This window comes from Nitrospina sp. 32_T5 (assembly GCF_052156635.1).
Lineage (GTDB): Bacteria > Nitrospinota > Nitrospinia > Nitrospinales > Nitrospinaceae > Nitrospina.
Window position 1 is genome coordinate 530139 of the sequence record NZ_JBQKUO010000002.1, and the last position, 21950, is coordinate 552088.

General features: G+C 54.7%; 23 protein-coding genes. 5 read left to right on the plus strand and 18 right to left on the minus strand.

All coding sequences use genetic code 11. From position 1 onward, the window contains the following. Positions 1 to 22: 22 nt before the first annotated feature. Positions 23 to 1225: an ornithine--oxo-acid transaminase gene (gene rocD, locus ACTRW9_RS07290; RefSeq protein ID WP_442428830.1), complete on the minus strand. Its 1203-nt coding sequence runs from the start codon at positions 1223 to 1225 to the stop codon at positions 23 to 25. Between the two features lie 181 nt (positions 1226 to 1406). Here rocD and ACTRW9_RS07295 point away from each other — a divergent pair, with 181 nt between their 5' ends. Continuing rightward, positions 1407 to 2354 carry a chlorite dismutase family protein gene (locus ACTRW9_RS07295; protein WP_442425687.1) on the plus strand — a complete coding sequence of 316 codons (948 nt, stop codon included), beginning with the start codon at positions 1407 to 1409 and terminating at the stop codon, positions 2352 to 2354. A 98-nt stretch (positions 2355 to 2452) separates the two neighbouring features. Here ACTRW9_RS07295 and ACTRW9_RS07300 read toward each other — a convergent pair whose 3' ends face one another. The 7 genes from ACTRW9_RS07300 to rph form a co-directional block, all read right to left on the minus strand. Continuing rightward, on the minus strand, positions 2453 to 3130 hold the full coding sequence (locus ACTRW9_RS07300) for a DnaJ domain-containing protein (protein ID WP_442428831.1): 678 nt from the start codon (positions 3128 to 3130) through the stop codon (positions 2453 to 2455). A 53-nt stretch (positions 3131 to 3183) separates the two neighbouring features. Next, positions 3184 to 4038 carry an acetyl-CoA carboxylase, carboxyltransferase subunit beta gene (gene accD / locus ACTRW9_RS07305; RefSeq protein WP_442428832.1) on the minus strand — a complete coding sequence of 285 codons (855 nt, stop codon included), beginning with the start codon at positions 4036 to 4038 and terminating at the stop codon, positions 3184 to 3186. Between the two features lie 52 nt (positions 4039 to 4090). After that, positions 4091 to 4849 (minus strand): CDP-diacylglycerol--serine O-phosphatidyltransferase, encoded by a 759-nt coding sequence (gene pssA, locus ACTRW9_RS07310; protein ID WP_442428833.1) that lies wholly within the window; start codon positions 4847 to 4849, stop codon positions 4091 to 4093. Then, complete coding sequence (locus ACTRW9_RS07315; RefSeq protein WP_442428834.1) at positions 4846 to 5490, minus strand: phosphatidylserine decarboxylase family protein; 645 nt, start codon at positions 5488 to 5490, stop codon at positions 4846 to 4848. The genes pssA and ACTRW9_RS07315 overlap by 4 nt, the downstream gene beginning before the upstream one ends. 15 nt (positions 5491 to 5505) lie before the next feature. After that, complete coding sequence (gene ilvC / locus ACTRW9_RS07320; protein WP_005010853.1) at positions 5506 to 6507, minus strand: ketol-acid reductoisomerase; 1002 nt, start codon at positions 6505 to 6507, stop codon at positions 5506 to 5508. A gap of 30 nt (positions 6508 to 6537) precedes the next feature. Then, a complete protein-coding gene (gene ilvN / locus ACTRW9_RS07325; RefSeq protein ID WP_442425682.1) occupies positions 6538 to 7026 on the minus strand; it encodes an acetolactate synthase small subunit in 489 nt (162 codons plus the stop codon). Between the two features lie 175 nt (positions 7027 to 7201). Beyond that, entirely contained in the window at positions 7202 to 7927 is a 726-nt protein-coding gene (gene rph / locus ACTRW9_RS07330; RefSeq protein WP_442428835.1) for a ribonuclease PH, read from the minus strand. Between the two features lie 191 nt (positions 7928 to 8118). Here rph and ACTRW9_RS07335 point away from each other — a divergent pair, with 191 nt between their 5' ends. Continuing rightward, on the plus strand, positions 8119 to 8640 hold the full coding sequence (locus ACTRW9_RS07335) for a polymer-forming cytoskeletal protein (protein WP_442428836.1): 522 nt from the start codon (positions 8119 to 8121) through the stop codon (positions 8638 to 8640). Positions 8641 to 8662: 22 nt separating this feature from the next. On the opposite strand, the gene ACTRW9_RS07340 is transcribed toward ACTRW9_RS07335, so the two are convergent. From ACTRW9_RS07340 to ACTRW9_RS07350, 3 genes are all read right to left on the minus strand, one after another. Beyond that, positions 8663 to 9604: a calcium/sodium antiporter gene (locus tag ACTRW9_RS07340; RefSeq protein ID WP_442428837.1), complete on the minus strand. Its 942-nt coding sequence runs from the start codon at positions 9602 to 9604 to the stop codon at positions 8663 to 8665. A 170-nt stretch (positions 9605 to 9774) separates the two neighbouring features. Then, the gene (locus tag ACTRW9_RS07345; RefSeq protein ID WP_442428838.1) at positions 9775 to 10131 is read right to left on the minus strand and encodes a hypothetical protein; all 357 of its coding nucleotides are present in this window, start codon (positions 10129 to 10131) and stop codon (positions 9775 to 9777) included. A gap of 222 nt (positions 10132 to 10353) precedes the next feature. After that, on the minus strand, positions 10354 to 11388 hold the full coding sequence (locus ACTRW9_RS07350; RefSeq protein WP_442428839.1) for an SPOR domain-containing protein: 1035 nt from the start codon (positions 11386 to 11388) through the stop codon (positions 10354 to 10356). A 270-nt stretch (positions 11389 to 11658) separates the two neighbouring features. Between ACTRW9_RS07350 and ACTRW9_RS07355 the strand changes: the two genes are divergently transcribed. Next, positions 11659 to 12588, plus strand: coding sequence for a dihydroorotate dehydrogenase (locus tag ACTRW9_RS07355; RefSeq protein ID WP_442428840.1), 930 nt, complete (start codon positions 11659 to 11661; stop codon positions 12586 to 12588). Between the two features lie 4 nt (positions 12589 to 12592). On the opposite strand, the gene alr is transcribed toward ACTRW9_RS07355, so the two are convergent. Then, the gene (gene alr / locus ACTRW9_RS07360; protein ID WP_442428994.1) at positions 12593 to 13759 is read right to left on the minus strand and encodes an alanine racemase; all 1167 of its coding nucleotides are present in this window, start codon (positions 13757 to 13759) and stop codon (positions 12593 to 12595) included. Positions 13760 to 13800: 41 nt separating this feature from the next. Further along, complete coding sequence (locus tag ACTRW9_RS07365) at positions 13801 to 14280, minus strand: DUF1566 domain-containing protein (RefSeq protein WP_442425675.1); 480 nt, start codon at positions 14278 to 14280, stop codon at positions 13801 to 13803. A gap of 310 nt (positions 14281 to 14590) precedes the next feature. Between ACTRW9_RS07365 and ACTRW9_RS07370 the strand changes: the two genes are divergently transcribed. Beyond that, on the plus strand, positions 14591 to 14887 hold the full coding sequence (locus ACTRW9_RS07370) for a hypothetical protein (protein ID WP_442425674.1): 297 nt from the start codon (positions 14591 to 14593) through the stop codon (positions 14885 to 14887). Positions 14888 to 14945: 58 nt separating this feature from the next. Further along, the gene (locus tag ACTRW9_RS07375) at positions 14946 to 15830 is read left to right on the plus strand and encodes a formylglycine-generating enzyme family protein (RefSeq protein WP_442428841.1); all 885 of its coding nucleotides are present in this window, start codon (positions 14946 to 14948) and stop codon (positions 15828 to 15830) included. 18 nt (positions 15831 to 15848) lie between these two features. Here ACTRW9_RS07375 and ACTRW9_RS07380 read toward each other — a convergent pair whose 3' ends face one another. The 5 genes from ACTRW9_RS07380 to ACTRW9_RS07400 all read right to left on the minus strand — a co-directional run bounded on the left by ACTRW9_RS07380 (position 15849) and on the right by ACTRW9_RS07400 (position 21779). Beyond that, positions 15849 to 16190 carry a DUF2784 family protein gene (locus ACTRW9_RS07380; RefSeq protein WP_442428842.1) on the minus strand — a complete coding sequence of 114 codons (342 nt, stop codon included), beginning with the start codon at positions 16188 to 16190 and terminating at the stop codon, positions 15849 to 15851. A gap of 55 nt (positions 16191 to 16245) precedes the next feature. Beyond that, positions 16246 to 17097, minus strand: coding sequence for a pentapeptide repeat-containing protein (locus ACTRW9_RS07385; protein WP_442428843.1), 852 nt, complete (start codon positions 17095 to 17097; stop codon positions 16246 to 16248). Beyond that, positions 17097 to 17924, minus strand: coding sequence for a motility protein A (locus ACTRW9_RS07390; RefSeq protein WP_442428844.1), 828 nt, complete (start codon positions 17922 to 17924; stop codon positions 17097 to 17099). Before ACTRW9_RS07390 ends, ACTRW9_RS07385 begins: the two co-directional genes overlap by 1 nt. Before the next feature lie 26 nt (positions 17925 to 17950). Then, a complete protein-coding gene (locus ACTRW9_RS07395; protein WP_442428845.1) occupies positions 17951 to 20116 on the minus strand; it encodes a class I adenylate cyclase in 2166 nt (721 codons plus the stop codon). A gap of 136 nt (positions 20117 to 20252) precedes the next feature. Beyond that, a complete protein-coding gene (locus ACTRW9_RS07400; protein WP_442428846.1) occupies positions 20253 to 21779 on the minus strand; it encodes an OmpA family protein in 1527 nt (508 codons plus the stop codon). Positions 21780 to 21950 lie beyond the last annotated feature (171 nt).

Here is a 21950-nt window from a genome sequence, read left to right on the forward strand (position 1 = left end):
GGTCCTTTATGGAATGAGGGGATCACGATTCGGTCAATACCTGTTGGATGCGTTCGATGGCCCCATCGATTTCTTCTTTTTTGATGATCAGGGGCGGAGCGATGCGCAGGACGTTCTCGTGGGTCTCCTTGCACAGCACCCCGCGCTGGGCCAGCGCCTCACAAAAGCGGCGTGCTCCACCGGCCTCGGGTTTCAGTTCGATGCCGATCATCAGGCCGCGACCACGCACCTCCTTGATGTGTGGCGAGTCGATGGCGCGCAGTTTCTCCATTGCGTAGCCGCCCACGTGCGCGGCGTTTTCGATCAGGTTTTCCTCCACCAGCACCTTGAGTGCGGCGCGGGCCACGGCACAGGCCAGCGGATTTCCTCCAAAGGTACTTCCGTGGTCGCCGGGCTTGAACACGCCCAGCACCTCGCGGTTGCTCAAGACCGCGGAGATGGGGTAGAAACCGCCGGAGAGGGCCTTGCCAACCAGGGTCAGGTCGGCTTCGATGCCTTCGTGTTCCTCGGCAAACAGTTTGCCCGTCCTGCCAAGTCCCGTTTGGATTTCATCTAGTATCAGCATGACGTTGTTCCGGTCGCATAAGTCGCGCGCGGCTTTCAGGTAACCGTCCGGGGGGATGATAACGCCGCCTTCACCCTGGATGGGTTCGACCAGAAAGCCGACGGTGTTGGGCGTGATTGCTTTCTCCAGTGCTGCCGCGTCGCCGAACGGGATCAGTTTGAATCCGGGTGTGAACGGGGCGTAGCCCTGGCGGTACTGCTCTTCGGAACTGAAGCCGACGATGGTCAGTGTGCGGCCGTGGAAATTGTTGGTGCAGACGATGATTTCCGCCTGGCCCTCCGGAACGCCCTTCACCTCGTAGCCCCATTTGCGGACGGCCTTGATGGCCGATTCCACCGCTTCGGCGCCGCTGTTCATGGGCAGGACGGAGTGCGAGCGCGTGAGCGAGCAGATTTCGTCGTAAAACGGCCCAAGCTGGTCATTGCGGAAGGCGCGCGAGACGAGGGTGAGCTTGCGGGCCTGATCGACCATCGCTTCCAGGATTCTGGGGTGGCAGTGTCCCTGGTTGACGGCAGAATAGGCGGCGAGGCAGTCCATGTAGCGATTTCCTTCCACATCCCATACCCAGATTCCCTCCCCACGGTTCAGAACCACATCCAGAGGGTTATAATTTCTTGCCCCATATCGGTTTTCGAGTTGGATAAAATCTTGAGTTTTCATAGAGTTAGGCGCATTTCGTGTTGAATTTCCATTGATCCCAGTTTATCATGGGACCCGATCAAACCAAGAACAGACATGCCGAGCAGGGATTATCCGGATTCAGTCGGCTCCGGGCCTTGATCCCTGTTTTGATTATTGTATAATTTGGCAAACTTTAACAACCGAGGATAGAGGTTGAGCTATGGCAATCGATGACAAAGAGCTGGAACAATTAATGCCGGAAACGAGCCTGAACTGGACCGAAGATGCCAAAGCCCGGATGCTGAATGTGCCCTTTTTCGTACGGAAAAGCGTGGTCCGCGGGATCGAACAGTACGCCCGGGATAAATCCATTGAATTGATAGACGACGACGTGGTCTCCCGGGCCCGGCAGGAGCGTGAAGGTGAAGCGATTGCCAAAATGCAGGCCGAGCGGAAAGCGCGGGAAGCGCAGCCAGGAAGCCGCCGCCAGTACGTCAACTTCGCATTCTACAAGCTGGATTCGGCGTTCCGGCGCCTGCCGCAGGCCGAGATCGATGCAGCGAAGGAAGAGTTCATCAATGTGCTGGAAGATTACGACGCGCAGGACGGGACGATCGTCCTCGCCTATTCCACCGTGGGTGTCCGCTGCGATTCCGAAATCATGCTGTGGCGGATTTCCTATGAAATGGAAAACTTCCAGAAAATGACCACCGCAATGTTGCGCACCAAACTGGGAAAGTACCTCGACACCACGTATTCGTACTTTTCGCAGACGAAGCGGTCGATGTACATGGACCTGTTCAACCCGGAGCACGAGGAAGACCGGACGCACATCATTCCGGGCAAGGCCAAGTACCTTTTCATCTATCCGTTCACCAAGAAACGCGAATGGTACCTGCTTTCCAAGTACGCACGGCAGGGCATCATGGACGAGCACATTTACGTGGGAAACCAGTATCCGTCGGTGAAACTGAACACCACGTACTGCTTCGGTCTGGACGACTACGATTTCGTCGTGGCGTTCGAAACGGATTACCCGGACGATTTCCTCGACCTGGTCATGGACCTGCGGGAGACGGAAGGCAGCCGTTACACGGAAAAAGACACGCCGATTTTTTCCTGCACGGCGATGTCCATTCGCGATGCGGTGGAAACGCTGGGCGTTTGATCTCCGCGCTGCAAAAGTAAAATCACTTGGAAAAACAAAAGCCGCTCCTTTTCGGAGCGGCTTTTTTATTTTGCGCCAAAAAATGAGGAAGAGGGTATTTACATCGAGCCCTCTGCCCGCAGTTGCCCGAATTCCCACTGCCCTCCGTACGCCTTTCCATCGGAGATGAGCACCCCCTCGCCGTGCGGCATGTCATCCTGGAAACGGCCTACGTAACGGTCGCCGTTGGCATAGATGTATGTGCCGCGACCGCACATGGCATCTTCCGCAAATTCCCCCGTATAGGTGTCGCCGTTGGCGAAGGTCATCTTGCCGTTGCCATGTGCCTTGTTGAACCGGAACTGACCCGTGTACACATCGCCGTTGGAACGCACATAGTGGCCCATGCCGTGCATCATGCCATTGTGGAACTGGCCCTCGTAACGGTCGCCGTTGTTGAAAGTCTGGATGAAGTACCCCGGTATGTCGGTTTCCGCACGGACACCGGGAGGCGGCGGCTGGGTGGCTCTGCCGAAATCGGGGTTGAAGGGCCGCTGGAAACCGCTGAACCGGTCCTCCTCGTAAAATCCCTGCTGGCGGTTGGTGTGCAGGTCCACCAGCTTCTGGTACGCTTCGGTTATGGAGGAAAACAGATCATGGGCTTTTTTCTGCGCGGACTCATCTGCAGTAGGAAAGCGGTCGGGGTGCCATTTCTTGACCTGCTCCTTGTACGCCTTTTTGATTTCCGTCAGGCTGGCCCTGGAAGAAACGCCGAGTATTTTGTAGTACTGCATCATAAGCCGATCTCACTTCCATCCGGGTCGAGGTGGAATCGACTTTCTATTATAATTCAATTCGGCTGTGCGACGATAGGGGTGTTTTTGAACAGGGAAAGCAGATTGGCGATACGCCGTTTCATGTCCTTGCGGTGCACGACTTGATCGATGAGGCCGTGGTCCAGAAGGAATTCAGCGCGCTGAAATCCTTCCGGCAGTTTCTGTTTGATTGTCTGCTCGATGACGCGGGGCCCTGCAAAACCGACGAGCGCGCCCGGCTCGGCCAGGATGGCATCCCCAAGCATGGCGAAACTGGCTGAGACGCCGCCCATGGTGGGGTCGGTCAACACCGAGATGTAGGGTACGCCTTCCTCAGCGAGCTTATTCAGGGCCGCCGACGTCTTCGCCATTTGCATCAGTGAAAAGATACCTTCCTGCATGCGTGCCCCGCCGGAGCAGCTTACGATGACCAGCGCCGACTTGTCTTCCCGTGCGCGTTCGATGGCGCGGGTGATTTTTTCGCCGACCACCGATCCCATGCTGCCGCCAAGAAATTCGAAATCAAAAACGCACAACTCCACCTGGTGGTCTTCCAACTTGCCGGTTCCGCAGACCACGGAGTCGGTGCTGTTTCGCACCTTGAGCAGACTTTTGACGCGGTCCTTGTAGCGCTTTTTGTCCTTGAAGCGGATGGGGTCGCCGGAAATCAGGTTGGCGTCTTTTTCTTCAAATGTACCGGGATTGACAAGCAGTTGAACCCGGTCCGAATACGTCATGCGAAAATGAAAATCGCACTTCGGGCACACATGCAGATTGTCAATCAGGTCAATCTGGTAAATCTGTTCTTTGCAGGATTTACATTCCACCCACGCTTCTTTGGTTTTGGGTAATTTGCGACCCACACCGGGAAATTTATCGAACCAGGCCATAATGATTGTCAACTCGTCTCAATGAGTGTTGGTTGAAGTTAAGGACAATTGTTCATTTTTTGCGGTGAGGAATTTCCCTCGATGGTTGAGACCCGATTTTGCGCAGGAGTCCGGTGAGCCAGAGCGTCGGACCCGACATCACGTAAAGCAGGCTCAGCCCGAAAAATGCGATCTTGGGAATCGTTGCCACCGCGTACACGAACAGCACGACAAATACGAACCGCGTGAACGTCACGCGTTTTTTGAACGCCAGCTTTTTGAAAGCCGGGTACCGGATGTTGCTCACCATCAAAAACGCCAGCAGGTACACCACACCGACCATGATCATGGGATTGAGCCGCGTCGCGAACAAATCTTCAAAGGCAATGATGATGGAGGCGATCATGGCGGCCGCCGCCGGAATGGCAAGCCCGATGAAATTATCGCTGGACGGGTCCGGTTGGGTGACGTTGAACCGCGCCAGGCGCAACGCACCGCAAAGCAGGAACAGAAACGCCGCCATCCACCCCAGCCGTCCAAAGGGTTGCAGGACCCAGCTGTAGGCAAGCAGGGCGGGGGCCATGCCGAACGAGATCACATCCGCCAGGGAATCGTACTCGAAGCCGAAAGCGCTGGTGGTTTTTGTCAGGCGCGCCACGCGGCCATCGAGGATGTCGAAGACGATGGCCAGGCCGATCGCCACGGCGCCCTGGAAGTACTGCTCGCTCAAGGCGGCAATCAAGGCATAAAACCCGCAAAAGACATTCCCCGTGGTGAACAGGCTGGGAAGGATGTAAATGCCTTTTTTCAGTTTTTCCGGCGGTTTGATCATGACGAGTTTCCGGGATCCAGAAATCCGATGATGGAACTGCCTCCACTCACCTTGTCTCCGACCTGAACTTCAATCCTGCTCGACCTGGGCAGAAACAAATCGGTTCGCGAGCCGAACCGGATCAACCCCATACGCTGCCCCAGTTCGTAGCGATCGCCTTCTTTCGCCCAGCAGACGATGCGGCGGGCGATCAATCCGGCAATCTGCTTCATCAGTACCTGCTCGCGGCCGGTGTCGATGAGCAATGCGTTTTGCTCGTTTTCGGCCGAGGCCTTGTGACTGGCCGCGTTGAGGAAACTTCCCTTGTTGTAGCGGACCGCCTCAATGCGGCCGGCAACCGGAACGCGGTTGACGTGAACGTTGAACACGTTCAAAAAAATGCTGACCCGCATCATCGGTTCTTTCAAAAGCGGGTCGGTGTCTTCCGCGATCTCGACGACCTTGCCGTCCGCAGGCGAAACCACCACGTTGTCTTTCTGTGGGATGGCCCGCTCCGGGTCGCGGAAAAAGTTGAGACAGAACAACAGGGCCAGCCCGAAAAACAACGTGCCCCAGTGCATGGACAACGCCGCGAATACGACGGTGACCAAGGCCAACGGGATGATGAAGCGGAAACCGTCCGCGACGATTGGAATGCGCATGGTGTCTCCGCCCGGTCAGTCGAGCTTTTTGCCGACGAACGGCATCATGCCCCGCAGGCGTTCGCCCACTTCCTCAATCATGTGGTCCGCATCTTTTTTCAGCAAGGCGTTGTACACCGGGCGGTTGGCCTGGTTCTCCACGATAAACTCCTTGGCAAACTGGCCACTCTGGATTTCGCCCAGGATCTTTTTCATCTCCTTGCGGGTTTCGTCGGTGATGACGCGCGGACCGCGTGTCACATCGCCATAGGCCGCCGTGGTGCTGATAGAGTACCGCATGTTGCCGATGCCGCCTTCGTAAATCAGATCCACAATGAGTTTCAGCTCGTGCAGGCATTCGAAATAGGCGAGGTCCGGGTTGTAACCCGCCTCGACCAGCGTGTCGAACCCGGCGCGGATGAGTTCCGTCACGCCGCCGCACAACACCACCTGCTCGCCGAACAGGTCGGTTTCGGTCTCTTCGCGGAAACTGGTTTCCAGTACGCCCGCCCGGGTGCCGCCGATGGCCTTGGCATAGGCGAGGGCGACCTTCTTGGCGTTCTTGGTGACGTCCTGCTGAATGGCCATGAGGCAGGGAACGCCGGCGCCCTGCTCAAACGTGCGGCGTACCAGGTGACCCGGTCCTTTCGGAGCGATCATGAAGACGTCGACAAAGTCCGGCGGCACCACCTGTCCGAAGTGGATGTTGAAGCCGTGACCGAAGGCGATGGCGTTTCCTTTTTTAAGGTGCGGCAGGATTTCGTTATCGTACAGGGCGCGCTGTTTGTCGTCCGGTACGAGGATCATGATGATGTCCGCGGCTTTGGATGCTTCCGGCACAGTCATGACCTTCAACCCGTCTTTTTTGGCGCGGTCCCAGAAGCGGCTTTCCTTGCGCAGGCCGACCACGACCTTGATGCCGCTGTCGTGCAGGTTGCGGGCGTGAGCATGCCCCTGGCTGCCGTAACCGATGATGGCAACGGTCTTGCTTTTTATATTCTTGATATCAGCATCTTTGTTGTAATAAATCTTCGACAAGATTCTCTCCTATTCGCTCTGAATTTATTTTCAGTTGATCGACCGCATTCCGCGGCCCAGGGCGATGCGTCCGGACCGCACCAATTCCTTGATACCCAAAGGACGCAACAACTCCAGAAAGCCGCGCAGTTTGCCCTCGTCACCGGTGATCTCAATGGTATACGTGGCCGGGCTCACGTCCACCACTTTGGCGCGGAAGATTTCCACAATCCGCAGGATCTCTTCCCGGTTTTTCGGTTCAGCGTTCATTTTGATCAGCAACATTTCCCGGTCGATGAAACTTTCTTCCGTCAGGTCCACAACCTTGATGATGTCGACCAGCTTGTTGAGCTGTTTGGTGATCTGCTCGATTTTTTTATCGTCACCGCGGGTCACGATGGTCATGCGGGAGATGTTGGGCTCGCTGGTTTCGGCCACGTTGAGGCTTTCGATATTGAAGCCGCGGCCGCTGAACAAACCGGAAATGCGCGAAAGCACGCCGAATTTGTTATTCACGAGGACTGAAATAGTATGTTGCATGGGATTCCCGGTTTCGGAATTAATCGGTTTGGGTATGGTGTTCAGGGTAATCGGGAGCATATGTTAACAAAATCGGTAGGTTATTTCTATATAATTGTAAACTTTGGCCTTGTGAATCTTTTCCGAAGCACGGGCTTCGGGGAAGTTGGGGGTCCCGGCCCAAGCCGGGCCCCTTTCAGTCCAGCTTGCCGATCGCTTTCTCCTGGAGGTCAATCAGGTCCTTGATGCCCTTGCCGGCCAGCCCCAGCATTTCCTGCATGTCCTTGTCGGAAAACGGGTCGCGCTCGGCGGTGCCCTGGACCTCGATGAAGTGTCCCTGGCCCGTTTTGACGACGTTGAAGTCCACGCCTGCCGTGGAGTCCTCACTGTAATCCAGGTCCAGCAGTTTGTTTCCGTCCAGCATGCCCACGCTGGTGGCGGCGACGAAATCCTTGACGGGGATGAAATCGATCATTTTGTTTTTATGGAGGTGCTTGAGCGCCAGGCAGACCGCCACGAAGGCCCCGGTGATGGAGGCGGTGCGGGTGCCCCCGTCCGCCTGGATCACGTCGCAATCCACCCAGATGGTTCGTTCCCCCAGGTTTTCGAGGTCCACTACGGTCCGCAGGGACCGGCCGATCAGCCGCTGGATTTCCATGGTGCGGCCACCGACTTTGCCTCGGGTGGATTCACGCTGTGATCGCGTGTGGGTGGAGCGGGGCAACATGGAATATTCTGCCGTCACCCAGCCCTGTCCCTGATCGCGCAGAAACGGCGGCACTTTCTCTTCGACGCTGGCGGTGCAAATCACTTTGGTTTCGCCCACGGTGATGAGGACGGAGCCCTCGGCGTGCTTGATAAAATTCTTTTTGATGCTCACCGGTCTCATCTGAGTGGGCGTGCGTCCGTCGTTTCGCTTCATGTAATTCTCCGTTGGGCTGGTGAGCGGGATGGGCCGAAAAAAATAAAAGGGGTAAAATATCAGGAATTTCGCATTTTAGCAACGTTGAGGCGGTGTGTGGGTCCTCATTCCGAAAAAAATCACTAACCTTTTAATTTTGAACCAGTTATACTGACCTCCGTCAGTCAGGAATTCATTGAAAGGAAGCATGGATGGATTCATTCATACAAAAAGGAGTCACCTTGAAAGGCGTTTTGCGCGTCAAGGGTGTGGTGCTGGTGGAAGGCCGTGTTGAGGGCGAGGTGTTTGCCGCCGACCACCTGATCGTCGGTGAGTCGGGCAACGTCCTGGGAAATATCCAGGCCGGACACCTGACCAACCGGGGCACCATCCAGGGAGACGTCTCGGCAGGCAACAAGGTGGTGCTGGTGGAAAAAAGCCATCTGACCGGAGATATCTCGGCCTTTCAACTTGTGGTTGAAGAGGGGTCGGTTTTTGACGGACGCTGCAAAATGCTTTCAAAACCCACCTATCAGCCGAAACCGGAAACCCCGGAGCCACCACTGCCTGAAACGAACGGGGGTCCCAAAAACGGTGCCCAGTCCAAAACGGCTTCGACCGAAAAACCCGCGACAAAGGTTGCTTCCGATAAAAACCAGGCATCGAAGGACAAAGGCAATAAACCGTCCGGTTCGGGCGTCGGTAATTTCTTCCGCCAGCTGTTTTCTGGATAAGGCCTGGTCACGGCCCGCCGGTTCAAAACAGACCCAATCCTTTGGCGCCGATATAAAACGCGTAGCCGGCAAGCAACACCACACCCCCTCCTTTTTCCAGACGGTGTTTCATGTTGATCATGATGAGAAGCATGCAGGTGAGGGCCGTCGTGAAAATGAGGTCGGCCCGGATCGGTTCCTGAATCATTAAGGGATCTATGGACGCGGTGGCACCGAGTACCAGGAAAATGTTGAATATATTGCTGCCGAACACGTTGCCCAGCGCCATTTCCCCATGGCCCCGCATGGCGGACATGGTGGAAGAAACGATTTCCGGCAGACTGGTGCCTATGGCAATGATGGTAACTCCGATGAACCATTCGCTAATTCCGAAACTGCGTGCCAGGCTGACACCTCCAACCACCATGCCGCGTGCGCCCGCCACCAGCAGTACCAGACCCACCACAATCAGGATAAACTGAAACCCGATCGGCTTCCCGCGGAACCATTTCAGTTCGTCCTCAAAATGAAGCAGCGACTCTTCTTCGTCTTTCAAGGCCCGGGCGATGTACCACCCAATTCCGGCAAGAAACAGCAATCCTTCCCAACGAACCAGCCCCTGGTCCCAGGAAAATAAAATCAGCAGGAAGGATGCTATGAGGAGGGGAGGGGTTTCCAGCCGGAAACGGGCCTTGTCGATGGGGACAGGAACCAGCAGCGCGGTGAGGCCGAGCACCAGGCCGACGTTGGCGATGTTGCTGCCGACCACGTTCCCCATGGCCACTTCCGGCGAGCCTTCCAGGGCCGCCAGCAGACTGACCGCCAGCTCCGGAGCGGAGGTGCCGAAGCCCATCACCGTGGCGCCAATCACGAAAGGACTGACCCGGTAATGCTGGGCAATGCGCAGGCATCCCCCGATCAGCAGTTCCCCTCCGTAATACAGGAGGGCGAGACCTCCCAGTATGAAAATGATGTCCAGAAGCATGAATGGGGTTCTAGGGGTTGGAATTAAAATGCGCGTGGAGGCAAGTCGACATTTGAAGATATCAGGTTAAATAAGCAAAGAAAATAGAAATCAGAAAAGAGATGAAAAGCCGGGGCCAAGAGGAGGAAAGCCCCGGCTTTTCCGGGTCACAGGGGGAGGGACCCAGGGGATCAGTGTGCGCTTTGGGTGCCTTTTGAGAGTGTCTTGTGCTCCATGGACTTCATGCCCGACCCTTCCTCATGGCCGGTGCGATGTGGCGTCGTCTTATGGTCCTTCATGCCGCCACTGCCTTCGTCCATCTGACCGGATTTCATGCTGTCATGGGGAGAGCCCTCTCTGTATTCGTGACCGTACTCATGACCGGGTTCCGACAGTACGGAGGAACCACTGCCTTCCTCAAACATGTTGTGCTTGGATTCCATTTTGTGGGGATCGTTGCTTTTGTGTTCACCCTCGTGGGAAATGGCGAAAAAAGGAATGGCCCAGATGAGAAGTGCCGCCGTCAGAACGGGTATGGTTTTTTTCATGGATGTCTCCGTATAAAAGGCCTTCAGGTTGGGTGGCGGGAACCGGGTTTCCGGATGGGTTCCCTTCTGGCAATAGATTAGGGCGTTTGCCTTCCTGAAAGGAAGCCTTATTTCTTGATGTGAGTCGGGGGGAATAAAAAAACCTTTCAGAAAAATCCAGCGAACTGAACATTTCTGAAAGGTTTTGCGGTAAAGGGAGTCATTCCCGTAAAACAGCGCGGGTTATTTCGTGATTTTGCGAACCAGCGTTTTGGGGTATCCGACCTTGGCGATTTCCTTCTGGTAACGGGCGGCCAGGTCTTTGGAAGCGAAACCACCGACGCGAACCACGTGAATGGGCGTGCTCACCCTTCTTTTTTCAATCTGGGTGAAGATGCCTTCCTGTCCCAGCTTTTTCTGCATGGCCTCCGCATTTTTAAGGGACCGGGTTTTTCCCAGGAGAATGGCGTAATTGCCGTCTTGAGAGGGAACCAGGTCAGGGGTGTGGCCCTTGCTTTTAAGTTCTTTCATGAGGAACTGTGCGCTGTCCGGGGAAGAAAAACCGCCGATCAGCAGTGTGTGCATGGAAGAGGTTCCTTCCGTTTGACTGATTGCGGTCGGCAGTCCCGCGGCTTTCAGTTTTTTCAGCATGCGGTCGGCATTGGATTTAACCGAAAATGCACCGACCTGCACAAAATAATCTCCGGCCGGGGGATTGATGGGAAGGCCGTTGGACTTCACCTCCGCCTTGGTTTCCTTGACAGCGGGCTTTTCTTTCGTCGGTCCTTTTTCTTCCGGGATGGTGTTGACCGGAGCGGGGGAAGAGGACGACTCGTCCAGGGAATTCAGTGCTTCACTGATGGCAGAAGCGGCCTGATTTTCCATCTCGCCCAGAGTGGATGCAGGTTTTTCCTCTCCCGTGGCTTCCGGTGTGGTGGGGGCTTTCACCTCGTTCTGCGGATTCGCCGCCCCCACGGTTTCGTTCAGGGGTGCGATTTCCGGAGCGGGAGCCGGTTGCGGTTCCACCTTCGCCGTCTGATCCATTCCCGGCAGGCCGGGTAAAGATTGGTTCTCCACCCCAAGGTAAAGCAGGGCTGCGAGCCCAACGGCAATGAGGGCGATCAGTGCAAACTTGGCGTTCTTGTAACGGATTTGTTTATCGATTTCAGCCATGGCCTCGATTTCCGATTCATCGATGAGTTCATCGATGCGTTTGAGAAATTTTTTGTCGGCGGTTTCGGTCTGTTTTGGTTCGGCAAACAAACTGGGTCGGGACATGATTCTTTCCGTTCCAAATGGAATGAACGTGGATGATGGGGGATGGGGGCCGGGTGAAGGGAAAGAGTAATTCCGTGCGAACATCCGGTAAATCTGCTAGTGTAGAAAGCGCTCTCGAACCGGAGACGGATGCGGCAGCCACATCCCCTTTAAAATCAAAATGAAGTATATATTGCAATTTTTAGCCTGTCAAGCAAAACTGATTGAAAAATAAAACGTTTTTTCGTTTTTGGCGACCCTTTATTTAAACAAATTTTAATTAATCATCATATGGGTTCTGCAGTCGATCTTTCTGTCAATCTGGGCACATTTTCGCTGGCCAATCCGGTGCTCGCGGCGTCCGGCACGTTTGGCTACGGACTGGAGTTCACCCCCTTTGTCGACCTCAACCGGATTGGCGGATTCTGCACCAAAGGACTGTCCCTGAAACCCCGTATGGGTAACCCTGCGCCTCGTGTCGTGGAGACGGCGGCGGGAATGCTCAATTCCATTGGGCTGGAAAACGTCGGGTTCGATCGGTTCCGGGATGAGAAACTGCCGCACCTGCAAATGTACGACTGCCGGGTGGTCTGCAACTTCTTCGGAGACACGGTGGGGGAGTACGAGGAGATGGCGCGGGCCTTGTCCACGCTGGACCGGGTGGACGCGCTGGAGATGAACATTTCCTGTCCGAACGTGGAAGAGGGCGGGGTGCAGTTCAGTGCCGATCCCAAAACCGTGGAGAAGGTGGTGGGCGCAACGCGGCGCTCCACGGACAAGTTTCTGATCGTCAAGCTGTCGCCCAATGTCACCGACATCACCGTTACAGCGAAAGCGGCGGAGGCGGCGGGGGCGGATGCGTTGTCCCTCGTCAACACCTATGTCGGAATGGTGCTGGATGCGGAAACGGCCGAACCGTACCTGGGAAACGGAAACGGCACCGGCGGGCTGTCCGGACCGGCCATCAAGCCCATCGCGCTCAACATGGTGTACCAGACGTCGCGGGCTGTGACCATTCCGGTGATCGGTCTGGGAGGCATCCGCACGGCGGAGGACGCCATTGAGTACATCCTTGCAGGGGCCTCCGCCATTCAGGTGGGCACGGCAAATTTTTTCGATCCCCGCGCTACGATGAACATTCTCGATGGGTTGACCGACTGGTGCCGGGACCACGGCATCGACCGGATTGAATCGCTTCGCGGCCGCGCCTGGAAGCAGTGACGGTTCAGGGCAGGTAAACCCGCGGCACGCGCTTGCCGACCCCGCACAGGGTTTCATAGGGAATGGTGTTGTAGCGGGAGGAAAGTTCTTCCACCGTGATGGCGTCGTCTCCTTGCTTTCCGAACAGCACCACCTCGTCCCCCTCCTTCACCTCCGGCAGGTCGGTGATATCCACCATGCACATATCCATGCAGATGGTCCCCACCTGCGGGGCGCGTTTGCCGTCGATGAGCACTTCCATGTTTCCAGACAACGCACGGCTCAGGCCATCTGCGTATCCTACAGGCAGAACGGCGATCCGGCTGTCCCGCCGGGTGATGAAACGGCGGCCATAGCTCAGATAAGAGTGCGCCGGCAGGGAGTTGATCCGCAGCACCCGTGTTTTCCAATGCATCACCGGTTTCAATTCCGGCGACTGCGTGGGGACGTGGCCCTGTGGCGCAGGCGGAACCACCCCGTACAACGCGATGCCCAACCGCACCATGTCGCATTGGCTTTCCGCAAAGTTCAGCAGGCCGGCACTGTTGGCGCAGTGCACCGGCGGGCAGGGCAGATTATTCTGTTTTACCAGGTCCAGTGCTTCCTGCATGCGATCCAGTTGAAGGCGCGTGTAGTCGGCATCCTCATCGGCGGACGACAGGTGGGTGAATACGGACAGGACGTTTAGCGTTTTAAGACCACTCAGGAATTCGATGAAAGCCGGCAACTCCTCCCAGCCAATGCCCAGGCGTCCCATTCCCGTGTCGACCTTGATGTGAACGTCAGCCTGTTTGTTCTGCGCCGCCGCTTTTTTGGAAATGGCTTCCGCCAGGGGTTGCGAGCACAACGTGGTCGACAGGTTGTAGCGGAGCAGATCGTCGATCTCGTCGGGCAGAATACCGATCAACAAATGAATGGGGGCGTCGATGCCGCAGTGGCGAAGCTCGATGCCCTCGGCGATGATGCCGACCCCCAGCACGTCCGCCCCGGCAGAGAGCGCCGCCTCGGCGCAGGGTTGCACACCGTGTCCGTAAGCATCCGCCTTGACCACCGACATGAGGCGCACTCCCGGTTTCAGGCATCCGCGCAGGGCCCGGATGTTGAAGCGGAATGCGCTCAAATCGATTTCCGCCCGGGTGGAGCGGTGCAGCCCCAGTCCGTTGGCGGCGGGGGTGTCCAGAGACTTGGAAATGGCGAACTCCTGTTAAAGGTGAGCGGTGGCTGACCGTCGGCTTATTCCCGGCGGGTTCTGCCGGTGGTTGAAACGCGTTTCGCCACCTTGGCCTTGCCGGTGGCCCGGCACGGGCGGCAGGACATGAAGGAGTCGTCCTTGGCCGTTTTGCGGATCTGGTAACCCCGGTCGCTGTAAAAGTTGTAGGCCATGGCGTTGTGGCCGCTTTCTTCCTGGCACCAGTAGGTGAATCCGCAACCTTCCGGGAATATGTAGTCGATGTGAACGATGTCGTCGTTGAAATCGTAATTTTTGGATTCGTGGTCGTACAGGTTGCGGCAGTCCTGGCTTTTGGGCAGCCTCCAGTCGGAATGGCCTGCAAACTGTTTTTCGTTCATCAGCTTGACGTATTTGTTGGCGCCCATCCAACTGCACCACTTTCCCTTGCGTTGATAGTAGTCCTCCTTCAACCACATCATTTTGTATTTGGTGTCGGTGACGGTGCCGTCACCATTGTCCACAAAGCGTTCTCCTTCTGCCACGGTGATCCTCGTCCAATTACTTCAGTTTCAGGTTGTTTTCGGAATGGAACCCGCAGTGCGGGTTCCCAGAATTAGCCTTAATATATTAATATCAATGTTTTCAATGGCGCAACCCATTTTAAAGCGTTGCCGGCAGGAAGTGGCTCAGAGCGGAGGCTGCGGGTTTGAATGAGACGCAGGCAGATCAAAAACGGTTGCCGAAGCGGAAGGGTTTTGTGCTATTTTGAGGCCTCAGAAATTCTAAAACCCAAATGCGACTCGATTGACCGTGTAGTTGCATGTTGCTATTGAAAGGGATGGAACCACCGTCATGGCAAAAATCGAAGTACAGACTTTTTTTTATGACCTGATCCATTGCAAGGACAAAATTCTCTCCTGTTTCGACCGGTTTGACGAACAGTACAGCGACGACGAACGGGGTGCCCTGGTTGCCGGTATCAAGGAAATGGAGGATGGCGAACTGGTGAACCTGCTCATCAATATCCAGAGGCTGGCGTCGGGGTTTCAGGACATCCAGACCCTGATGACGCAGGCCGAGGAGGAGGAGCTTCAGGCTTCCATCAGCGGTGCGGATGAAGAAGAGGAAGATGACGACGACGAAATCTGAATTCCGTTCACACCCTCACGCAATCCTCTATTAAAAACCTTTCCCGCTATTTGATTTCATGTTTTTCCGCCTTCACCGAATCGTTTGCCTGATCCTCCTTTGTCTTCTGGGACTTGCCGCCTGTGGCGAACCGGACTGCGATTGCGGAGTTGGCGGAGGGGGGCCGCTTCCGGCATCGCTCATTTCCGAGGTCGATGGCAAGGAAATGGTGCTGGTTCCCGCCGGGGAGTTCATCATGGGTACGGACAAAACGGACCCCGAGAAGAAGCACCTCAAGATCGGCGCAGTCAAACCCCTGTTCCGCGATCAGCAACCCCGGCACACCGTTTTCCTGGACGCGTTTTACATCGACAAGTACGAGGTCACCAACCGTGAGTACAAGCAGTTCGTCGAATCCGTTCAGTATCATGAGTATCCCGGGCACTGGTTGAACGGCATGTATCTTCCAGAGCAGGGCGACCTGCCTGTGACCGGCATCACCTGGGGCGAGGCCCTGGCGTATGCCATGTGGGCGGGGAAGTCTTTGCCCACCGAAGCCCAGTGGGAAAAGGCCGCGCGGGGCACCGACGGACGCCTATACCCCTGGGGCAACGATTATGAAAAAGGCGTCGCCAACATCGGGCTCGACGGTCCGCGCAAGTTGATGCCGGTGGGCAGTTTTCCACGCGACGTCAGTCCATTCCAGGCCTTCGATATGGGCGGCAATGTGATGGAATGGACACTGGACTGGTACCTGCCTTATCCGGGAAGTGACTTTCAGTTCAAGAAATTTGGAACCGATTTGAAAGTTCTGCGCGGCAACGGCTTCCAGGAAGGCGGGCATTATTTTCTGGACGAGCACCGGTATGTGTTCCATCGCTCGGAAGTGCGACCCGATGACTATTTTGACAACGTCGGGTTCCGCTGTGTGAGCCCCTTCCTCAATTTCTCAGAAGAAAGCTGAACCCCGCTCCCCTTCTGTTTACCTGCCGGGCGGCGGTGGCCGCCAGATGAACGACGTGAACACCAGCATGGCGAAGGTCATGTCCGCCACAAACACCGCGCCGGCATCGAACCATTCCATATAAATGATGCGATTGAGCCACGTGGCGAGAAACGAGCCTTCGTAATCCTGGTCGGAGAAGTGTTCTTCCAGAACGGTGAGGGGGCACGGGATGTTCACGATCATGAGCACCGTGACAAACGCAAGCAGGGCCGCGTGAACAAAGCGGAAGGTGCGGTGGTTGACAATCAGTCCCACAATGAATCCCACCACCATGTACAAGATGAAAAGGAAATGCAGGATAAGGAAGTAGTAGGCCATGCGCTGATTATATTAAAAGAGGGGGGCTCTCGCACGCCTTGCCTGAGGAAAGAGGTTACTCGAGGATGGTGTTCTCCAGCACCGCATCTTTCAGCACCGCTTTGGAGATGTTGGCGTCCACGAAATAGGCGTTTTTCAGGTTGGTCTGGTTGAAGTTGGTGCCGTGCAGGTTGGCTTCGAGAAAAAAGGCGTTTCTCATGTTTGATTTTTCAAAATTGGCGTAGGTGAGGTCGGCCCCTTCCAGGTTGGCCTCTTCCATTTCGTTGTCCTTGCAGACGGCGTCTTTCATTTCCGCGCCGATGAAATTGGCGAAGGATAAATTGGAATCCCGGAAAGTGGTGGAATTGAAATCCGTGTATTTGAATACCGCGCTTTTAAGATCGGAATCGCGGAACTTGACGAATCCAAAGTCCGAGCCACGCGCATTGGTTCCGTTCAATTTGCAGGTGTTGATTTCCGCTGACCGGCAATAGCTGTACATCATGCGGGAAAAGGAAAAGTCACAGTTTTCCATCTTGCCGGCGGAAAAGTTGCTGTGGTTCAGGTTGCTGCCACGGAACATGCAGCCTTTAAGATTGGCCATGGTGAAGTTTGCGTTTTCCAGGGATGCATTTTTGAAAACGCAATCGACGAGCGTGGCTTCCTCGAAGTTGGCGTTGCTGAGGTCGGCGTTGCCGAAATCAACATTCTTGATGCGGGCTTTGTAAAAGTTCGCATCCACAAGGGATGCCTGGGTAAAATTAAGGTCAATCAGCTCCGATTTTTCCAGGATGACTTCGTTGAGCACGCCGAAGATGAAGGTGATGCCATTCAGGCTGATGCCCTTCAGATCATACTGGGAGAAATTGACGCCGTCCTGGCACTTGCTCGCGAGGGTCAATTGCAGTAATTCGTCGATGTTTGACATTATCGTTGCTGTTCCGGAGAGAGCAGTGCGTTCATGTTTCGCCGGATTTTCTGGGGGTTGGTGCGGTCATGGATACCCAGAACCCCGACACGGATTATCTTGCAAAGCAGGGTTTCGCTTTCCGTCCGGTGGCTGAGCTTGGCCACCACCGGCGTGATGATCAGGTTGGCGAGCATGATTCCGTAAAATGTGGTGATGAGGGCTGTCGCGAGAGAGGGGCCGATGGTGTCCGGGTTCTCAATGTGCATGAGCATCTGGACCAGGCCGATCAGGGTTCCACCCATTCCGAAGATCGGTGCCTGTACGGCCATGAACTGAAGGATTTTCTGGCTTCGCTGGTGGCGCTCGATCATCGAGTTCATTTCCCGGTCCAGGATTTCGTGAATCTCGCGGGAGTTGTATCCATCCACGATCATGCCGATGCCGGTGCGCAGAAACCGGTTCTCCACGTTTTCTTCTTCGTTTTTGAGACGCTTGATGCCGCCGGTCCGGTACTTGGTGGCGAGTTGCATGATCTGCTCAATGTAGCCGGCGGGTCCTTGATTGTCCGGCCTGTAAGCATTGATGATGACACGAATCAGGCTCAGGATTTTTCCTGAAGGGTAGGCGATGAACGAAGTGGCGATGGTACCGCCGAAAACAATCAGCACCGCATTGAGGTTCAAAAAGGTTTCGGGGCTTCCTCCACGGATGATGGCCCAGGTGATCAGGCCGACGCCGATCATGGTCCCGAAAATGGTGCCGACGTCGATGCGGGATTCCTGTTGGTACCGTCCCGTGTATTCCAAGCCGGATATGGTTTCCGATTCTTTTACTGCGATTGCCATATCTCTTTCGTTTCAGTCATTGCAGTTCAGGCGGACGAAGACCTCGATCTGACTTCTTCCACCTCCTGTGCGTCCGGCTCCGACGGCTTTGGAGCGGTCGGATGGGATTTGGGGTCGGCCGATTCAACCCTTTCCGCAGCCTTTCCTTTTTTGAAAGTCAGCGTTTTCATGATGTACCGGGACAGCCAGGAGAAGTCTATTTTTTCTTTTCGGCTTCCGGGTACGAAAAATTTAAAAAATTCGTCTTCGTCGATTTCCCGGTTGGGGGTCATGGACCGCAATTCTGCAAGGCAGCGGTTCATGGAATTGGCTCCGACATACGTTTTACAGAACAATTCCCCCCATGAGGTGAGGTAAATGGCGGTGGTGCTGGAAATGCGTTCCAGTTTCTTATTCATGAAATCCGCGTATTCCCTGGCGGTTTTGCAATCCTGCAGGCCGCCGATAATGACCTCACGCGGAATGGGGTGCCCGAAATCCACAATCATGAACAATTGCCGCAGGCGGGCATGGGTAAGCAGGTCTTCATTGGGAATGGATGCCACGGAAACCTGCGACATGAATGAAGACAGGTCTTCCAGCAGGAATTTCAGATCATGGTCCTTGATGGACTGTTGCTCCGCTCGCAGCAGAAGAACGGTATCCTTGCGGAACAAACTGTTGAAACAGGCAAAGGCCACGAGAAATTGCAGGGACGACGCCTTCTTGAGAATCTGTTCCTTGGGAATGTGCTCCAGGAAAGCCAAAGTTTTTCCGCGAATCAGGTACCACTCCCCTTTGTCTTTGGGGTTCACGCGGTGGAGCATGAAGGTCAATTCCTTTTCACCCGTTTCTCCATCCACCAGAGCGAAAAGGTTTTCCACCTTGTTCTGACTGGGCCGGTAAAAGCTGAACAGCTTCCGGCCCAGAAGGTGCGTATCGCGTTCGGAGATCAGGGATTCCTCACCGGACTCCTTGTTTGCCTCGGAAATGTTTTTGTAGCTGGCCATGAGGATTTTGTTGATCCGGTTTCCGAGCGCGACCTTGTCCAGCATTTGCCAGCTGAAATAGGAATTGACGCTTTCCAGTTTTTGCGGTTCCCAGTCCCAGGAGTTGTACATGTTGATCAGGGTGCGTTTTCGGGGATCGGGGCTGCCTTTCACGAGTTCTTCACCAGTGACTTTGGTACCCACCTTCAGAACGAAAGAGGTTTTGAGCGCGTCCAACGCATTTTCATCCTTGTGTTCCTTGAAAAACCGCTCCACCCGTTCATACATGGCAATGTAGGTGTCGATGTCGTCGAACAGGGTACCGCCGAAAACTTTCTTTTTGATTTCATGGCAAAGCAGATTGAAACGGGTGTTGCCAAACATGTACTCCTCCAGCAACCCCATTTTCAAAAGGGTCTTGAAGGGTGCCTTGAAGGATTTGATGAGTGCCCAGATGGAGCCACCGAAAAACTCACCCTGTGAAATGTCATCCACGTTGCCGATATCGACGAACTCATTGGGATCGAGCAGGGTTTGACGCGAGTTGAGAAGGCTTAAATAGTTCTCGTACTTATCGTCATCGGTTTTGAGTGGGACCACCCACCAGAAGGGAAGTTTACCCGCAGTGATGACAGCGGTGCGGTACATCTCCTCTTTAAGCAACTTGGCCTGGGCAGAACCCGTGCTTTCGGTGTCGCTTTCGCCAAAAATATTGTTTTTGACCTCTTGTATGTCATTTATGAAAAAGTGGACCTCGAGGTTGAATTCGTCCCAGGCCCATTTCTCGATAAGATGGAGCTTCTGCTTGAAAAGGCCCAGCCTTTCCGGCGATACGCTGTGCTTGTTGACCAGAAGTGTGTAATCGAGGTCGGATTTACGGCTCTGGGCGATTGAACCGCAACTGCCCATAATCAAAACCGTGTGAATGAAGGGATCGACTTCTTCATTCCCGCGGAATACCGTGTCCGGAAAAAGGGTTTCCACGGCGAGCTGAACCCGATGGTCGAGCTGAAAATGATGGATACCACAAGGCGTATCGCCATTCACGTAGCCCGGGAGTCCCTCCTGGTTGATATGCAGGAGGCGGGGAATGATGGTGAACACATGCCGGTCCATGTGAAAAAGAGGTTGTTGAATCCGGTTGAGGTTGTTCTGGTTGTATCTCAAAAATATCTGGCGGTTGTTGAAAAGGGTTTCCGCGATATTTTCCGGTTTGTCCGCCATAAAATTCCCCGGGACGTTTTTCGATTCAAAGGATTCAATTGCTAATTATAAAGGGCGTACCCATAAATGAGAATGGGTTTTTGGTCGCCGCGGCCAATCCGGCAAAGTTCAACGATTCGACCCCCGGAACGACCTTTCAGGTTTTCTTTACGGGTTGTCCATTTATTGCCTGGCCCTTGCCCCCGTTTTCTTCCTTTAGAACTTCCTTGTCTTTAAGAATTTTGATCTCGACTCGCCGGTTCATGGCCCGGTTGGAATCGGTGTTATTCGGTTTAAGGGGGCGGTGTTCGCCATAACCCGAAACGACGATCAACTCCTCCGGAAAATTGAGTTCCTCAATGATGTAACGTGCCACCCGTGCGGCGCGGGACGTGGAAAGTTCCCAGTTGGAGGGAAAGGTCTCGGTACTGATGGGAACGTTGTCCGTATGCCCCTCTACGTGGATCTGCTTGACGCCCTGCTTCAGGTCGTTCGTGATGGCTTTAAAGATGGTTTCCTCCGCACCCGGAATCAACGTGGCCTTGCCCGGTGCAAACAGTTCTTCGGATTTGAGGCGGATCAGTTTCGTTTTCACGTCTCCGCGCACGAGCTCTTCCGGGTCAACATTGTCTTTCACCAGTTCGCGTACGCGTTCCAGCATTTCGATTTCCTGGTTGGTCAGACGAACGTTTTGAGAGGTCACGCGGACCTGTTTCTCCTGAAATGAGGAGATGGCTTCCACAAATTTGGCCTCGTCAATGTTTGACATGGTGAACAGCATGACGAAAATTGCGAGGAGAAGGGTGATCATGTCGCTGTATGTGACAAGGAAACCCTCCATGGAGACGAATGCCGTGCGGAATGAGGAGCGGTGTTCGAGTGCGATCTGCCCCTCCAACTGTCTCGCGACCTGCTTGTCTTCCAGAGTCTGGATCTTGCTTTCCAGCTCTTCGTTGTCATCTTTCAACTGGTCCAACTCGATGACCAGGCGTTCCTTGTCGTGGAGCAGTTCGTTCAGCTCCATGCGTAACTCAAAAATGATTTCCGCAGGAAGCTTGCCGTCCTCGCGGTCCTGCGTCGCATCCTTGATGATGCGTTCCAGTTTCTCGATTTTTGCTTCCTTGCCTTCGATTTCCTTTTCCAGCTGCTGGTAGGAAGGGCCGGCCTTCTGTTCCAACTCCTGCTTGAGGCGGGTGACTTCGTCTTTCAATGACTTAACCCGGTCCAGTTCCTTGCGGGTTCTTTTGACTTCCTTGACGAGGAGGGATTTGTCGTTGCTGGTTTTTTTGAGTTCCTCCCGGGTTTCCTTGAAAATACTCCTGAGGTTCTGCAGGCTGGTTTTGGTTTCCTCAAGTTCCTTGACGATGGCAGGATCGATTTCGTGAACTTCACTCTCCCGGTCCTCTACCTGTTCTTCCGTTTCTTCCCCGTCTTCTTTTTCGTCTCCCGGGCCTTTTTTGCGTTTGGACATGCGGGCCGCCCAGACGGCTTCCTGCGCTTCTTTCAGCTCCAGTTCTTTTTGCTTGATCAGGCCCAATAATTCATTGACTTTTTCCTTGTTTAGGACGGTAATGTTGTTCATTTTGTCAGAGAGCCTGGACGTTTCTCTGACCTGCTTTTTCAGCTCCTGATTCTTGATTTTGAGCTGTTCTTTTAGACGCTGAATGGAATTCTCTTGAGCCATGGTTCCCTACCCCGATTTCCTATCGGCTAGAATACCCTAAATTCTTATAAAAAAATCATTATAGGGATTCGACCGTCCACTAGAAAGTATAAGGGGAGGCGCTCTGTGGACAAGCGGCAAATAAGACATCCATCGATCTGAATGCCGACGGGGCATCCACCAATCCGACCG

Bases quoted from the DNA above. Each gene is read 5' to 3' on its own strand.
- rocD (WP_442428830.1), bottom strand. From the start codon at position 1,225: ATGAAAACTCAAGATTTTATCCAACTCGAAAACCGATATGGGGCAAGA.
- ACTRW9_RS07400 (WP_442428846.1), bottom strand. From the start codon at position 21,779: ATGGCTCAAGAGAATTCCATTCAGCGTCTAAAAGAACAGCTCAAAATC.
- ACTRW9_RS07335 (WP_442428836.1), top strand. From the start codon at position 8,119: ATGGATTCATTCATACAAAAAGGAGTCACCTTGAAAGGCGTTTTGCGC.
- ACTRW9_RS07315 (WP_442428834.1), bottom strand. From the start codon at position 5,490: ATGCGCATTCCAATCGTCGCGGACGGTTTCCGCTTCATCATCCCGTTG.
- accD (WP_442428832.1), bottom strand. From the start codon at position 4,038: ATGGCCTGGTTCGATAAATTTCCCGGTGTGGGTCGCAAATTACCCAAA.
- ACTRW9_RS07295 (WP_442425687.1), top strand. From the start codon at position 1,407: ATGGCAATCGATGACAAAGAGCTGGAACAATTAATGCCGGAAACGAGC.
- ACTRW9_RS07350 (WP_442428839.1), bottom strand. From the start codon at position 11,388: ATGTCCCGACCCAGTTTGTTTGCCGAACCAAAACAGACCGAAACCGCC.
- ACTRW9_RS07370 (WP_442425674.1), top strand. From the start codon at position 14,591: ATGGCAAAAATCGAAGTACAGACTTTTTTTTATGACCTGATCCATTGC.
- ilvN (WP_442425682.1), bottom strand. From the start codon at position 7,026: ATGCAACATACTATTTCAGTCCTCGTGAATAACAAATTCGGCGTGCTT.
- ACTRW9_RS07380 (WP_442428842.1), bottom strand. From the start codon at position 16,190: ATGGCCTACTACTTCCTTATCCTGCATTTCCTTTTCATCTTGTACATG.
- ACTRW9_RS07375 (WP_442428841.1), top strand. From the start codon at position 14,946: ATGTTTTTCCGCCTTCACCGAATCGTTTGCCTGATCCTCCTTTGTCTT.
- ACTRW9_RS07345 (WP_442428838.1), bottom strand. From the start codon at position 10,131: ATGAAAAAAACCATACCCGTTCTGACGGCGGCACTTCTCATCTGGGCC.
- ACTRW9_RS07390 (WP_442428844.1), bottom strand. From the start codon at position 17,924: ATGGCAATCGCAGTAAAAGAATCGGAAACCATATCCGGCTTGGAATAC.
- ACTRW9_RS07395 (WP_442428845.1), bottom strand. From the start codon at position 20,116: ATGGCGGACAAACCGGAAAATATCGCGGAAACCCTTTTCAACAACCGC.
- ACTRW9_RS07355 (WP_442428840.1), top strand. From the start codon at position 11,659: ATGGGTTCTGCAGTCGATCTTTCTGTCAATCTGGGCACATTTTCGCTG.
- pssA (WP_442428833.1), bottom strand. From the start codon at position 4,849: ATGATCAAACCGCCGGAAAAACTGAAAAAAGGCATTTACATCCTTCCC.
- ACTRW9_RS07340 (WP_442428837.1), bottom strand. From the start codon at position 9,604: ATGCTTCTGGACATCATTTTCATACTGGGAGGTCTCGCCCTCCTGTAT.
- rph (WP_442428835.1), bottom strand. From the start codon at position 7,927: ATGAAGCGAAACGACGGACGCACGCCCACTCAGATGAGACCGGTGAGC.
- ACTRW9_RS07300 (WP_442428831.1), bottom strand. From the start codon at position 3,130: ATGATGCAGTACTACAAAATACTCGGCGTTTCTTCCAGGGCCAGCCTG.
- ACTRW9_RS07385 (WP_442428843.1), bottom strand. From the start codon at position 17,097: ATGTCAAACATCGACGAATTACTGCAATTGACCCTCGCGAGCAAGTGC.